Below are 13,698 nucleotides of genomic sequence, written 5' to 3'. Positions count from 1 at the left end.
CTTCCCCGCTGCGATGTTCCCGCGGGAACATGGCTCACGCCGATCGAGATGACCACACCCGAGCGACTCAGTTTCCGTCGGAATCGGATCTAGTCAAGGAATATGATAGTAGTGAATCGTGACTAATTTGAGCGGGCTCGTCCGCCTGGCACGGCCGGAGGGCGAGATCGACGTGCGCTGCCTGACGGCCGGGAGCGTGACGCTGGACAACCCGCGGGCGGACCCCGGCGTGGTGCCGTTCCACCTTTTGCTCGACGGCACCTGCACGCTCACGTCGGGCACGTACTCGGTCGACCTGCTGCCGGGCGACATGGCGCTCCTGCCGCACGGCGACGCGCACGTCGTGACGGCGCCGGACGAGGGCATCGACCTGTTCTGCGGCCACTACCGCTTCGAGCAGGGCGCCGGCGCGCTGCTGTTCCGCCTGATGCCCGCGGTCGTGCACGTGACACTGGACCCGCCCGCGCTGGCACTGGCCGAGGTGCTGCGCGCGGAGGCCGTGTTCGACGGCGCCGGCTCCCAGGCCGTGATCTCCGCACTGCTGGACGCGCTGCTGGTCATGACCCTGCGCAGCCGCCCGGACCAACGCCTGGACACCCCCGGCCTGTGGACGGCGATGGGCGACGACGTGCTCGGCCGCGTGATCACCGGCGTGCTGGAGCAGCCGGGTGAGCCGTGGACGATCGACCGGCTGGCGAGCGAGGCGGCGATGTCGCGGGCGACGTTCCTGCGCCGGTTCAGCGCCAGGACGGGCACGACGGTGGCGACGCTGCTGACCGCGATCCGCATGATGGCCGCTGCCGACCTGCTCAGCCGCACCGACCTGCCGGTGACGCGGGTGGCCGGGGAGGTCGGCTACCGCTCGGAGTCGGCGTTCAGCCAGGCGTTCCGCGCGGCGCTGGGCACGTCGCCCGCGAGGTACCGCCGCGAGTCCCGTCTACTCGTCAGTCACGGTCGAACGACCGCAGTCACCGCACCAGTCATCTGACAGGCTCAGCCAGGCTCGTGACTCGACCAGAGTCGTTCCCGACAGCAACACAGGACGGAGAAACGACATGCCCACGATCACCACACCCGACGGCGTCGAGATCTTCTACCAGGACTGGGGCACCGGCCAGCCGATCGTCTTCAGCCACGGCTGGCCCCTGTCGTCGGACGACTGGGACGCCCAGATGCTCTTCTTCGTGCGCCAGGGCTTCCGGGTCATCGCCCACGACCGGCGAGGCCACGGCCGTTCGTCGCACGTCGCCACCGGCCACGACATGGACCACTACGCGGCAGACCTGGCCGCACTCACCGACCACCTCGACCTGCACGACGCCGTCCACATCGGACACTCCACCGGCGGCGGCGAGGTGGTGCACTACATCGCACAGCACGGCGAGTCCCGCGTGGCCAAGGCGGCCATCCTCGCCGCGGTGCCGCCGTTGATGGTGCAGACCGACGCCAACCCCGGCGGCCTGCCCCTGGCGGTCTTCGAGGACCTGCAGGCCCAGCTCGCCGCGAACCGCTCGGAGTTCTACCTGGCCCTGCCGTCCGGGCCGTTCTACGGCTTCAACCGCGACGGGGTCGAGCCGCGCGAGGCGTTGATCCGCAACTGGTGGCGCCAGGGGATGATGGGCTCGGCGCTGGCCCACTACGAGGGCATCGTCGCGTTCTCGCAGACCGACTTCACCGAGGACCTGCGGAAGATCACCGTGCCGGTGCTGGTGCTGCACGGCGACGACGACCAGATCGTGCCGATCGCCGACTCCGCGTTGTTGTCCGCGCCGTTGCTGAAGAACGGGACGCTGAAGGTCTACGAGGGCTTCCCGCACGGGATGCCGACCACGCACGCGGACGTGATCAACGCCGACCTGCTGGAGTTCATCCGCGCCTGATCCGGACTGGGCCGGGCGCTGGAGCGCGCCCGGCCCGTGCGTCAGACCCGCTCCAGCGCCTTCGGGTACAGCCAGCTCCCCGGCGTGTCCTCCGCCGGGTTCGTGTAGTAGTCCCGCACCGCCGTCACGTACTCCTGCACGCTGATCGCGCCGTCGCCGTCGGTGTCGAGGTGCCCGAACGCCGTCAGGCAGTCCGCCTCTGCCAGCCCGCGCGCCTTCAGCAGCACCGCGAACTCGGCGGAGTCGACCCGGCCGTCACCATTGGTGTCCATGATGTCCAGCAGCGACTGGACGACCTCGAGGAAGTCCATGGCGATCGGCCCGCCCTCGACGAACGCCTCGATCATGGCCTCGCGGTACTCCTGCGGGCCGATGCGGCCGTCGCGGTCGGCGTCGCAGTGGTCGGCCAGCATCTCCCAGAACCGGTCGTAGGCGTCCAGCAGCTCGCGGCCCCGTTCCGAGGACGCCGGTTCGCCGAACGCCTGCAGCAGCCGGTTGGCCAGCGCGTAGATGTCCGCTAGTTCGATGACGCCGTTGCGGTTGACGTCGTAGTGGGCGAAGGTCGAGTCGATCCTGTGCTGCAGCACCTGCTTCATGACCAGGCACTGTGGTGACGGAACCGGCCGTTCGCAACGCGCGTCCCTCTCCTGGGTGGTGTTGTTCAGCCGGTTCCGCGAAGCCGGTATTGTTATACCGGTACCCGTTGATGGAGGAACACGTTGATCGAGCTCAAGTCACCCGCCGAGATCGAGCGCATGCACGTCACCGGCCAGTTCATCGGGGAGGTGCTCGACGAGCTCTCCGCCAGGGCCGAGGTCGGCGTGAACCTGCTCGACCTCGAGCACCACGCGCGGCACATGCTCAAGGAGCGCGGCGCGGTGTCCTGCTACTGGGACTACTCGCCGCCGTTCGGCCGTGGCCCGTTCCGCAACGTGACCTGTCTCGCCGTCAACGACGCGGTGCTGCACGGCCTGCCGAAGAGCTACGTGCTCGAGGACGGTGACGTGCTGACCATGGACATCGCCGTCCTCATCGACGGGTGGGCGGCCGACTCGGCCATGACCGTCGTCGTCGGCACGCCGCGCGAGGAGGACCTGCGCCTGATCCGCGCCACCGAGATCGCACTGGCGGCGGCGATCGAGGCGGCACAGGTGGGCAACCGGATCGGTGACATCTCCGCGGCGATCGGTGAGGTCTGCACCCGGTTCGGGTACACGCCCAACCTCGAGTTCGGCGGGCACGGTATCGGCCGCACCATGCACGAGGCGCCACACGTGACGAACAACGGCAGGCGCCGGCACGGCATGAAGCTCGAGCCCGGCCTGACCATCGCGATCGAGCCGTGGCTCGCCGCCACGACCGACAAGATCATCTACGACGAGGACGGGTGGACGCTGCGTTCGGCCGACGGGTCGCGCACGGCGCACTCGGAGCACACCGTCGCGATCACCGAGGACGGTCCGCTGGTGCTGACCCGCCGCCGGAGCGAGCTCGAGGCCCAGGCCGATTCTGACGCGGCGCAGGCCCGGCTGCCCTAGTCGCGAGGCCAGTGGCGGATTCCCGCACCCTCGGGTAACCATGCAGTGGGCGCAAGGAGAGGAAACGGATCACCCACAACACGGGAGTCTGGATGGCCTCAGGGGGCAGGACGGAGCTCGGCACAGATCTGGACGAGCTGCGTCTGCTGGGTGGATTGTCGTATCGCGAACTGGCACGCCGCACCGGGTGTGCCCGCAGCACGTTGCACGACGCGCTGACCGGCCGCCGGTTTCCCCGGCTGGACACGGTGCTGGCGATCGTGCGGGCGTGCGGCGGGGACCCGACGCGGTGGCGGTTGCGCTGGGTCGCGGCGTGCAGGCGCTCACGCTCCTCGCACCGCGCCGACGACGTCCCTGCAGTCGATCAGTCCGAGCTGACGGGAGTCCTGTGAACGCGGGTTGTCGCCCACCACGGCGACGAAACCGTCCGGTACGCGGGCCAGACCGGGCAACGTCCCGGCGAGCCACGCCGGCACCGGGTCTCCCGCCACCGCCGCCACCCGCTTGACCCGGTGCGGCAGCTCGGGGTCCGGCACCCGGAACACGATCACCTCGTGGTGCCGCGGCCGGCGGAAGAGCCTGCGCGCCAGGAGCTTCTGACCGTCGTGCAGGGCAGGCGACATGCTGTTGCCCCGCACGGTGACCCTGATCCACATCAGCTGAGCCTCACGTCCTGGTAGCCGTCCGCCTGCAACCGGAACAGGCGCGCGTACTCGCCGCCGGCGTCCATCAGCGCGTCGTGGTCACCCTGCTCGGCGATCCGCCCGCCGGCCAGGGTGACGATGAGGCCTGCACCGCGCAGCGCGGCCAGCCGGTGCGAGATCAGCAGTCGCGTCCGGCCGTCCGCGTGCCGGCGGACCGTGTCGTGCACCCGGTGTTCCCCCTCGGCGTCCAGGCCGGAGGTCGGCTCGTCGAGGATCATCAGCTCGGCGTCCGTGCGCATCAGGCACCGCGCCAGCGCCACCCGTTGCCACTGCCCGCCGGACAACGTGACGCCCGTCCGTTCCTCGTCCGCGTGGGTCCTCGACAGCACCGTGTCGTACCCGTCCGGCAGGGCTTCCAGCGTGTCACCGACACGTGCCGCCCCTGCCGCCGCGACGATCCGCGCCCGGTCGTTCAGCGCGCCCACCTGCCCGATGCCGATGTTCTCCGCCGCGGTCAGGTCGTAGGTCATGAACTCCTGGAACACCACGCCGATCCGTGCCCGCAGCGCGGCGACGTCGAGGTCGCGCAGGTCCACACCGCCCCAGGTGATCGAACCCCGTTGCGGGTCGTAGAACCGGCACAGCAACTTGACCAGCGTGCTCTTGCCCGCGCCGTTGACACCGACCAGCCCGACCGCAGCGCCGGCGGGAATGGTCAGGTTCACCCCGCGCAGCACCCACGGACCGTCGTCGGAGTACCGGAACCAGACGTCCCGCAGTTCGATCGCCGCCGCACCGGGCACGCCGGTACCGGCCGGCAGGTCGTCCGAGGTGCCGATCACGTCCAGGTAGTGCCCGAACAGCCGCACCGCGCGCCCGGCCTCGCCGAGCTGCAGCACCACCCCGGACAGCCCGGTCTGCACCCCGGCCACCGCCCCGAGGAACAGCACGAGGTCACCGACCGACGACCGCCCCGCCGCGACGTTGAGCGCCACCACAACCGTCCCCGCCCCGGCCACGACCGCGCCGAGCAACGCCAGCGCGCTCTGCACCACCGTGCCCCTGCGCTGCGCCTCCAGCCGCGCACCGCTGACCGTCTCCAGCGAGCCGACCATCCTGCCGTGCAACAACTCCCCGAGCCCGAACAGCCGGATCTCCTTGGCCGCACGGACATCCGTGAGCAACGCCCGGTAGAACAGCCGCCGCCGGTCCGTCGCCACCCAGGCCTCCTCCGTCGACGCCTCGCGCCGTGCGGTGGCCAGCCGGGCGAACACCGCCGTCACCACGCAAGCCAGCAGCAGCAACGTCATCGGCGGCCACACCACCAGCAACGCACCGGTGAAGCCGGCCAGCAGCACGACCGAGCGCACGACCTCCTGGGTGAACTGCGAGATCGTGCCGGGCGCCTCCTGCGCGGCCTGCTCGGCGAGCCGCACCCGGTCGTGGAACGCGGGATCCTCGATCCGCCGCAGCCCCGGCAGCGTGGCGATCCGTTCGAACAACCTGCTCTCCACCTCGACCGCGACCCGGTGCCGCACCACCTCCCCTAGATGCCCGCAGAGGTAGAGCAACGCGATGGCGACCCCACCGGCGAGCGCCGACGCGACCGCCAGAAAAGCCGCCCGCCCGGCACTGGCCCCGTCCGACGTCAGCCCGTCGACCAGCAACATCGTCAGCCACGCCCCGCTAGCAGGCGCGGCACCGGCGACCACCGTGAGCACGAGGGTCCCTCCGGCGAGCAGCGGCGCGGCCCGGAAGGGCAGCGCCAGCGCCGCCAGGGCGTTGCGGATCATGCCACCGGCGCCGGCACGCCGGCGAAGTCGGCGAGCTTGATCCCGGACGCCGTCACCACTCCCCCGTGCGTGTACAGCAACGTCGGGTAAGCCATGACCTCGAAGGCGGACAACACGGGGTCATCAGTGCCGACCACCGCCACCCGCCCCAGCCCGCTGACCTTCTCGACCAGCCGAGCCGTGGCCTCGGGATCACCAGGATCTCCGTCCACAAAGGACACGAACCGCGCGGCGGGCGGATCCTCGAGCAGGGCGTCGGTCAAAGTCCGGCACGGCCCGCACCCGACCGAGAAGAAGCCGACCTGCACCGGCCCGTCGAGATCCGCCTCGGTGAACGCGACCCCGTCCGTGTCCACCACCGAGAACGGCTTGACCACCATCCCCGGCCGCGGCAGGTTCGACTCGCGCTGCGGCCCGGCGTTCTCCTGCAGCTCCCGGACCCTGACCACCAGCCCGTACGTGAACAACACGTGCAGCGCCACCACCACGGCGAGCAGCACGACGGCAATCGTGATCAGGGTCAACGGTTCCTCCCAGGAATCGGGTGCCGGCACGAACGCGCCCACGGCAGCCACGGCGATCAGCGCCCCGTTGCGCACGAGGTGCCGGATCCCCAGCACGTCACCACCAGCGCCAAAACACTTGCAGCGCACTGCCTTCCGCCCCACCATCGCCAGGCTGATCCCGCCGCAGAACACCACGAGCAACGCGACGGCAACCCCGTACCCGAGCCGCGTTCCGGGAACGGCGAGCAGCACAACAGCCACCGCTTCTCCTGCGAGCACGGCGACGGCCAGAAAGCGGGCAGGCAAAGGCACCAGCGCGGCCAGCGAGTCGCGGAACTCCGCAAACCCTTGCCGCGACCGCACCTTGCCGGCGAAGGCCGCGAGGAACACCGCGGCGAGCAGCACACGAGCGAACAGGTCGAGCACGTCAGCCCCCAGGCAGCAGGCGGGGTGCCGGCGACAGGTCGCCGGCACCCCGTTGTGTCACTTGCAGGTGCTGCTCACGGACGAGCAGATGCCGTTGCAGTTGAAGCGGTAGCCCTTCTTGCAACACTGCCCGTGCTCCGGCACGCAGGCACCGGCATCGATCTTCGGCAGCACGAGTCCGACGAGCCGTTCGCCGGCCAGCTTCGCGAAACGCTTCACGGGTCCGCTCCTCCCAGTTCGACCAACATCAACACGCTCCACGCTGGCCGAGCGCGGCCCGATCACGAAGCGGGTCGGACGGTGTCGGACGCTCTCGGACTGCGGCTGCCCCGTGCGCAGGAACAGGGGCGAGGCCTTTCGGATCAGCGCGGACACACCCGGGAAAGGCCTGCGTCAAAAGGCTTCCAGTTTCTGTCCAATTCCAGGCCAGCGATGCCTGAGCAGGCACGATCTCCGCGGCCGTTGGTCGTTTCGGCGCAAGGAAACGTTAGATGTCGGCCTACCTGAACCCTTCATTGTTGCGTCATCATGGGATTGCCTGCACCGGCACTCGGCGTGAGGGGAATCGACACCATGGGCTCATCGGGCTTGGAGCCGGACCTGGAATCCGCGCTGATCGACCTCGAAGGCGTTCCGTTCACCAGGTTGCGCGAGCTCGACGGCGACCTCCTGAGCCGATCGCTGCGGCATGTCGTCGAACGAGCCGGCTGCGTCAGCGCGGGCTACAGAAGCGACAACAGCGGAGGCGGCGAACGGATCGACTGACATGGAGCAGGCCACCCCGTTCCACCGCCTGCCGTGGAGCGACTTCGACGCCTTCGCGCGCCTGAGCGGTGACGCGCACATGATCGGCCGGTTGCGCAGAGCCGAACTCAGCAGACGAAAACTCCTGGTGCACGCGTTGCTCGAACTCTCAGCGAAAGCACCGGGGGCGTACGGGCCCTTGCCACCTCTCGAAGTGGTGTGGGACCTGCTCGCCCGAGTGGAGAACGTATCGCCCACAGCCCTCGACCGGGCGTTCGCGCACCCGTACACCGGAAGCTGGGCCGGCTACACGACCCGGTTGCTGAACAATGGCGCCGACGGTGTTTGTCCACTGTGGATGCACCTCGGCCACGTGCACGCGCTCGCGGCGGCCGCGGCGATCATGGCCGACCTGGAGTTCGAGATCTCCGTACCACTGTGGGAAGGCAACGTGGTCCTGCCCTCGCTCGGGACCGCCCGGTTGCCGGTTCCGGACCAGTTCTCCACCGCCGAGGTGCGGGGCGGGCGTGGCCGCTACGTGGTCTCCGGCGAGCACGGCGAGGTGCGGCTGCCGGCCAGCTTCGACTCCGACTCTCCCGGCTGGTGGGGCCTGCGCACATGCGGAACCGGCACCGGGCCGAATCGGCTTTCGGTGACCCTGGACGACCTGGATCCCTATCGCGGGCTCCACGAGCCGCTGATGCCGGAACGACTGCAGATCACCGAAGTCCGCGCGTGGCGACGGCTGCTCAGCGATGCGCGCGAACTGCTGCTCGATGCCACACCGGAACTCTCGGGTGCGCTCGCCGCCGGGCTGAACTCGGTGGTGCCCAAACCGAACGTGCCGTTCCAGAACCCGAGCGCGTCGACCGGCGAGGCCTTCGGCAGCGCCGTGATCGGACTGCCCGTGGACGCCGCCGACCTCGCCGCCACGCTGGTGCACGAGTTCCAGCACATCGTACTGGGCGGCATCCTCCATTTGGCGCCGCTCTTCGAAGTCGACCGCACAGAACGGATCTACGTGCCCTGGCGGGATGATCCACGCCCGCTCAGCGGCGCACTCCAGGGCGTCTACGCGTTCTTCGGAGTCACCGCGTTCTGGCGTGGAACAGCCCGGTCCGGCGAATCGCGGCGCGCGAGCTTCGAGTTCGCGCACTGGCGCGGTCAGACGTGGCGCACCCTGCTGACCTTGCGACGCGACGCGACGTTGACCGAAGCAGGGCAACGGTTCCTGGACGGCGTCGCGGAGGTGCTCGGGCCGTGGCAGCACGAACCGGTGCCCGAGGACGTCCTGGGACTGGCCGAGTTGCTCGCCGCCGACCACCGGGCCGGCTGGCGGCTGCGCCACCTGCGGCCGGATCCCGCAATCGTCGCCGCGGCGGCTGATGCCTGGATGGCCGGGCGAGCGAGGCCGCCTGTCGCCCTGGCGCTGGCCGATCTCCCACCGACACCGGTGCCGGACGGGCCGTGGTCCCGAAGCCGTGCGACGCTGGCACGCCTCGGTGCGAGCGACGAGGGGCGTGATCTCTGGCGCGCGGTCCCCGGAGCCACCGAGGCAGACTTCGCCCTGATGACCAGCCGTCTCACCGACGCGGCGCGCGGCTACCGCGCGGAACTGCGGGTCGATCCCGACAGGCCTGCCTCCTTGGTCGGTCTCGGACTCGCCCTGAGCGGATCCGGTCCCAACCCGGCGGCACGGGCACTGCTGCACCTCCCGGAAGTAGTACGTGCGGTGCACCGCGAACTACGGCGCACCGCACGTGACGTACCCACTCCGGAGAAGCTCGCTTGGTGGCTCGGCCAGCTCGTCTCCGGCTGAAGCCCACTACATCAGCAGCGGGTCGATGTCGCAGTTCGCACGCACGCCCTTCATTGCCCCGATGGTGCCGGGGTGCGCCTCACCCAACACCTTGCGGTACCTGTCCAGCACCGGTTCGTGATGGGGCGCGGCTTCCTCCAGGCGGCCTGCCGCCCGCAGGTCGTAGCCGAGGTTGAGCGATGCCGCCAGCACAGTGGGGTGGTTGACGCCCAGCACCCGGCCGCCCCGCTCCACGGCGTCCTGGCCCAGCGCGATCGCGCGCTCGGTCTCACCCAGGGCCGCGAGGTCGCTCGCCAGGTTGATCGCGGTGACGATCGCGTAGGGGTGGTTCGGGCCGAGGCCGCCGCGGAAGAGTTCCAACGCCCGTTCGTTGAGCTCCCGCGCCTCGGCCACCTCTCCCTTGAGCCGCATCGTCACCGCGAGGTCGACGGTCGCCGAGATGGTGTGCGGGTGGCGTTCCCCGAAGCCGTTCCGGTAGTGCTCGAACGTGTCCTCGCCCAGCTTCTTCGCGGCGTCGAGATCTCCCGAGTGCCGGAGGTCGATCGAATGGGCCAAAGCACACGCCATCCGCGTCGCGTTGTCGGCCTTGTACAGCAGTGAGAACTGGGCGAGTGCAGGAGCGGAAAGCTCCAGCGCTCGCGCGTGGTCGCCGTCCTTGCGGCGCACCACCGAGAGCATGAACGAGAAGGTCGCCTGGTCCGGGTTGTCCGCGGGGAACCGTGCCCGGAACACCTCGGTGAACTTCTCCATCTCGATCCGGGAGCGCACGTACTCACCCGCCTCGCGCCGGTCGACGATCTCCGAGGCGTAACTGCTGAGCGTCCTCGGGTGGTCGGGCCCCAGCACCTCGCTGCGGCGGTCAGCGGTGTCGCGGTCGAGTTCGGCTGCCGCCAGGTACTCACCGGACAGCCTGAGGCTGATGCCGTGCTGGTAGGCGGCCTGGAGAGTCTCCGGATCGTCCTCACCGAACAACCGCTTGGACTTGTGGTAGATCTCCTCGCTCAGCTTCGTCGCCGCGGCGAAGTCACCCTGCACTCGAAGATCGACCACGATGTTGAGCTGGAGTTTCAGCACCTCCTCGCTGTCCTCCCCGGACACCGAGATCCGGCGTTGGAGCGTGCGCTGGTTGACCCGCGAGCCCTCTTCGTAGCTGCCCGCCGCTCGCAGGTAGAAACCGAGACGTGAGGCCACTTCCAGTGTCTGCGGATGCGTCGGCCCCAGCTTGCGCTCGAAGCTGTCGTTCGCGCGCTGCGCCAGGCGCGCGGCCTCCTCGTGGTCGCCCCAGGCGGAGAGGAAGCGCATCAGGTTGATGATGAGCTGCCGGGGCCAGTCGTCGTCGCAGTCGGAGATGTCGGACGCGTAGGCATGTGGCAGCAGCTCGCGATAACGCGGCCAGTGCCTGTTCGACTCGGGGTCGTTGGGGTCCAGACTGGCCAGGAGCTGGTGCGCGCCGTGCATCATCTGGGCGTGCACCTGTGGCGCCATGCTTCGGTTGCGGAGCACCAACTGCACCAAGCGGTGCAGCTGCAAGGTGTTGTTGGCGTGATCGATCTTCGCGAGGCCGTAGCGGTTGATGTCACGGATGGCCCGTGCGAGCTTGATCGGGTCGCGCAGCGCCGCGTCCAGTTCCGGGGAGATCGACACCCGGCTGACACCGGTGAACAGGTCGCGCGAGATCGGTTCCGGTGAGAAGAAGGCGCAGATGTGCAGGATCTGGTGCGCAGCCGGGTTGCGCTTCTTCAACTCGTCGAACGACACGTTCCAGGCGGCCGCGACCGACCGCTCGTAGTCCGTCTGGGCGGACGTGTCGAGGATCTCCGCGACGGACTCGTCGAACAGCCGGAGGTACTCGCTCACGGGCATGCCGGTGACCGCTCGCCAGGCAGCGGCCTGCTCGATGGCCAGCGGGAGGTCCCCCAGCTTCTCCGCAAGCACGTTCGCGTCCGCCTGGTCGATCTCAGGGCCGCGCTTGCCGAGCAGTTCGATGCTTTCCGCGCGGTCGAACACCGCGAGCTCCAGCGGCCGGGCCACCCCGGCCCAGTCCGGGTTACGGGAGGTGATCAGCACTTCGCCGGGACCGTTGGCCGGGAAGTACGGGCGGACCTCCTCCGGGCTCTCGGCCGCGTCGAAGACGAGCAGCCAGCGACGGAACGGGCGGCCGACGCGCAGTGCCTCGCGGACGGCGGGCACGGCGGTGTTCGCCTCGGAGGCACCGGGAAGTCCGAGCTGACGCGCCAGTTCGGTGAGGCCGGCACGGATCTGGGTCGGGCGGGCCGCCTCGATCCACCAGATGAGGTCGTAGTCCTGGAGATGGCGGTAGATATACTCGGTCGCCATCTGCGTCTTGCCGATACCGCCCATGCCATGCAGCGCGGAAGGGAGGACTGCGGTGGCGCCGCCAGCGGTCAGACGCTTGCCGAGCTGTTCGAGCAGTTCCACCCGTCCGGTGAAGTTCGGATTTCGCGGCGGTACATTTCCCCAGATGATCGGTGGATCATCCGACCTTCGTTCGTGAAACGATCGCGAGCTCGAAGCGGGAAGAACCGTCATACCGCTCACCTCGGGAAGGTCGATGTCGCGCGACCCCGGGAAATGCGCCACGTCCGAGACGGAATGCGCATGTGGTTCGGACAGCGTCGACTTACTGGTGCGCTCGGCCGCATCGGGCATTTCCTTGCTCGCCATCCTAGTCTTGATTGATTCAGAGGGTGGCGCCACCTCGCGCGCCACTGCTGCATTGCTCAGCCGATCCGCGCGCGACAGGTACGGACCCGACAAAGCCCCCATGACCGCACGCTGCAGCCCGACCTCAGCGGCGTTGGAAACGGAGGGCACCGGATCCGGCGCGTTGTCCGGATCCATGATGGCATCCCTGAGACGACCCAGTACCGGAATGCGATCTCCGAATACCGCCGCGACCGTTTGCACGACACCTGCGGTTTCGGACCGCCGGGCACCGCTGAGCAGCAGTTCTCGCACTTTCTCGGGAAAGACAAAAGCAGTGGAGTCCCATGTGGGCGCACCACCGCCGTGAGGAGAATAGTGCAAGACTCCGCTCAGGAGCAATTCGCTGAGATGCTCGGTCTTCGCCTCGGGAACGAATCGATGGCGAATGAGTTTCACGACCTCGAGATGTGCCGGGACCGCCGCGAGCAACGTTGCCAAACGCAACGCGGGCGGCGAGGCAAGGCTTCTGAACCTGCCGACATGCTCTTTTGCCGACACGTCTCCGTCCGGCGCGGCTCTCGTCTCCCGGGTGGCCAGGAGCACTGTCCCGGCGGCCGGGCCGCGGTGCCCTGCCGTGACCAGCTGCGCCCACCACTTCAGGTACCGGGGTTGCAGTTCGATCACCGGCACCGGCACGGCACCATCCCGCGCGTACGCCGACGGATCCTCGGAGAGCCAGGCGTCGGGCAGGTCGAACGTCCAGCGACTGTTGGGACGCAACGCCGCGGGCACCCTGAGGTTCGCCCGGTGCAACGGCACCGCGCCACGGCCCCACAGACGCTGGGGAAGCAGGTGCAGGATGCTCACCGGCATCGACCGCGCCCAGCGGGCCAGCAGCGGGCTGAGCACACCCGGCTTCCAGACGCCCCCGATCCCGACCGTCATCAGCAGCATGACCCTGCGGCCGGAGACGTCCAGCACCTCGGCCGGATCGCGCGCGGGCGCATCGGGCGTGCCACCGCGCAAAACCGGAACCTCCGTGCCGTCCTCGGTCCGGACGGTGCCGACCAATCGGAACTGGATCGTGCGGAAGGCACCCAGCCTCCCGAGCATCTCCATGAATGCGACGACTTCCGCACGCCACAGGGACAGTGAAGGACTATCGTCCACAACGACGGTCAGATCGAGCCAACGCTCCGCACTCGAACGGGTGATCGGCCACCAGGTTCCGGTCCGTGCCACCTGCTCCGCGGTCGCCACCTCGTCCAGAACCGTTGCGCCGTCACGGGTAGAGGCGACCTCCCGCTTCAGCGGCCGCAACGCCCGGAAGCACTCCAGCATGTCGGGCAGCACCGGGCGCACCGGGGCGGCCGGCTGGGGCTCACCACTCTCCTCCTCGTCGCGCCCCCGCAAGGGCGGCGGAGTCTCGGCAACGTCCTCCGGCTCAGCAACGTCCTCCGACTCAGCGAAGGGCACCTGTTCCGGTTCGGCCGGGGACGGCGGTGCGTGAAGGGGCTGTTCCTCGCTCACGGCCTCGGCGGGCACTGGCTTCACGGGATCGGGCGGATCGGAGTCGCCGAGCACGGGCTCGGGGCTTTCCGGTGTCTCGCCACGCATCGCGGCGGCCAGCCAGACGATGTCCGCTACTTCGGGCCAGTCCAAGCCCTCCAGGCCGTCCACG

At 69.3% G+C, this 13,698-nt stretch carries 12 protein-coding genes; 6 read left to right on the top strand and 6 right to left on the bottom strand.

All coding sequences use genetic code 11. The features are described 5' to 3' along the window. The first annotated feature begins 118 nt into the window (after window positions 1–118). Together ACSHWB_RS27080 and ACSHWB_RS27075 are read left to right on the top strand one after the other, a co-directional pair. Entirely contained in the window at window positions 119–988 is an 870-nt protein-coding gene (locus ACSHWB_RS27080; protein WP_439656094.1) for a cupin domain-containing protein, read from the top strand. Window positions 989–1,055: 67 nt separating this feature from the next. Further along, window positions 1,056–1,880, top strand: coding sequence for an alpha/beta fold hydrolase (locus tag ACSHWB_RS27075; protein ID WP_439656093.1), 825 nt, complete (start codon window positions 1,056–1,058; stop codon window positions 1,878–1,880). A 41-nt stretch (window positions 1,881–1,921) separates the two neighbouring features. On the opposite strand, the gene ACSHWB_RS27070 is transcribed toward ACSHWB_RS27075, so the two are convergent. Then, on the bottom strand, window positions 1,922–2,476 hold the full coding sequence (locus tag ACSHWB_RS27070) for an EF-hand domain-containing protein (protein WP_439656092.1): 555 nt from the start codon (window positions 2,474–2,476) through the stop codon (window positions 1,922–1,924). 123 nt (window positions 2,477–2,599) lie between these two features. On the opposite strand from ACSHWB_RS27070, the gene map reads away from it, so the two are divergent. After that, on the top strand, window positions 2,600–3,418 hold the full coding sequence (map, locus tag ACSHWB_RS27065; RefSeq protein WP_439656091.1) for a type I methionyl aminopeptidase: 819 nt from the start codon (window positions 2,600–2,602) through the stop codon (window positions 3,416–3,418). 92 nt (window positions 3,419–3,510) lie between these two features. Further along, entirely contained in the window at window positions 3,511–3,810 is a 300-nt protein-coding gene (locus ACSHWB_RS27060) for a helix-turn-helix domain-containing protein (protein WP_439656090.1), read from the top strand. Here ACSHWB_RS27060 and ACSHWB_RS27055 read toward each other — a convergent pair. From ACSHWB_RS27055 to ACSHWB_RS27040, 4 genes are read right to left on the bottom strand one after another with little or no spacing between them, the layout of a single operon-like run. Beyond that, a complete protein-coding gene (locus ACSHWB_RS27055; protein WP_439656089.1) occupies window positions 3,742–4,074 on the bottom strand; it encodes a S26 family signal peptidase in 333 nt (110 codons plus the stop codon). The two genes, ACSHWB_RS27060 and ACSHWB_RS27055, sit on opposite strands and share 69 nt — an antisense overlap. Beyond that, entirely contained in the window at window positions 4,074–5,855 is a 1,782-nt protein-coding gene (locus tag ACSHWB_RS27050; protein ID WP_439656088.1) for an ABC transporter ATP-binding protein, read from the bottom strand. The genes ACSHWB_RS27055 and ACSHWB_RS27050 overlap by 1 nt, the downstream gene beginning before the upstream one ends. Continuing rightward, window positions 5,852–6,787, bottom strand: a complete 936-nt coding sequence (locus ACSHWB_RS27045) for a TlpA family protein disulfide reductase (RefSeq protein ID WP_439656087.1) — start codon at window positions 6,785–6,787, stop codon at window positions 5,852–5,854. The genes ACSHWB_RS27050 and ACSHWB_RS27045 overlap by 4 nt, the downstream gene beginning before the upstream one ends. 57 nt (window positions 6,788–6,844) lie before the next feature. After that, the gene (locus tag ACSHWB_RS27040) at window positions 6,845–7,006 is read right to left on the bottom strand and encodes a hypothetical protein (protein WP_382444912.1); all 162 of its coding nucleotides are present in this window, start codon (window positions 7,004–7,006) and stop codon (window positions 6,845–6,847) included. A gap of 354 nt (window positions 7,007–7,360) precedes the next feature. Between ACSHWB_RS27040 and ACSHWB_RS27035 the strand changes: the two genes are divergently transcribed. Both ACSHWB_RS27035 and ACSHWB_RS27030 read left to right on the top strand, forming a co-directional pair. Then, window positions 7,361–7,552, top strand: a complete 192-nt coding sequence (locus tag ACSHWB_RS27035; protein ID WP_439656086.1) for a hypothetical protein — start codon at window positions 7,361–7,363, stop codon at window positions 7,550–7,552. Window position 7,553: 1 nt separating this feature from the next. Further along, a complete protein-coding gene (locus ACSHWB_RS27030) occupies window positions 7,554–9,350 on the top strand; it encodes an HEXXH motif domain-containing protein (RefSeq protein WP_439656085.1) in 1,797 nt (598 codons plus the stop codon). 6 nt (window positions 9,351–9,356) lie between these two features. On the opposite strand, the gene fxsT is transcribed toward ACSHWB_RS27030, so the two are convergent. Then, entirely contained in the window at window positions 9,357–13,697 is a 4,341-nt protein-coding gene (gene fxsT, locus ACSHWB_RS27025; protein ID WP_439656084.1) for an FxSxx-COOH system tetratricopeptide repeat protein, read from the bottom strand. Between the last annotated feature and the right edge of the window lies 1 nt (window position 13,698).

Source organism: Lentzea sp. HUAS TT2, assembly GCF_051853195.1.
In the GTDB taxonomy this organism is placed as follows: domain Bacteria; phylum Actinomycetota; class Actinomycetes; order Mycobacteriales; family Pseudonocardiaceae; genus Lentzea.
The sequence above is the reverse complement of the archived record's forward strand: the minus strand, read 5'-3'. Positions and strand labels throughout refer to the sequence as shown.

Excerpts from the sequence above, each read along its gene's own strand:
- ACSHWB_RS27070 (WP_439656092.1), bottom strand. The coding sequence starts at position 2,476 with ATGAAGCAGGTGCTGCAGCACAGGATCGACTCGACCTTCGCCCACTAC.
- ACSHWB_RS27035 (WP_439656086.1), top strand. The coding sequence starts at position 7,361 with ATGGGCTCATCGGGCTTGGAGCCGGACCTGGAATCCGCGCTGATCGAC.
- ACSHWB_RS27030 (WP_439656085.1), top strand. The coding sequence starts at position 7,554 with ATGGAGCAGGCCACCCCGTTCCACCGCCTGCCGTGGAGCGACTTCGAC.
- ACSHWB_RS27075 (WP_439656093.1), top strand. The coding sequence starts at position 1,056 with ATGCCCACGATCACCACACCCGACGGCGTCGAGATCTTCTACCAGGAC.
- ACSHWB_RS27060 (WP_439656090.1), top strand. The coding sequence starts at position 3,511 with ATGGCCTCAGGGGGCAGGACGGAGCTCGGCACAGATCTGGACGAGCTG.
- ACSHWB_RS27050 (WP_439656088.1), bottom strand. The coding sequence starts at position 5,855 with ATGATCCGCAACGCCCTGGCGGCGCTGGCGCTGCCCTTCCGGGCCGCG.
- ACSHWB_RS27055 (WP_439656089.1), bottom strand. The coding sequence starts at position 4,074 with ATGTGGATCAGGGTCACCGTGCGGGGCAACAGCATGTCGCCTGCCCTG.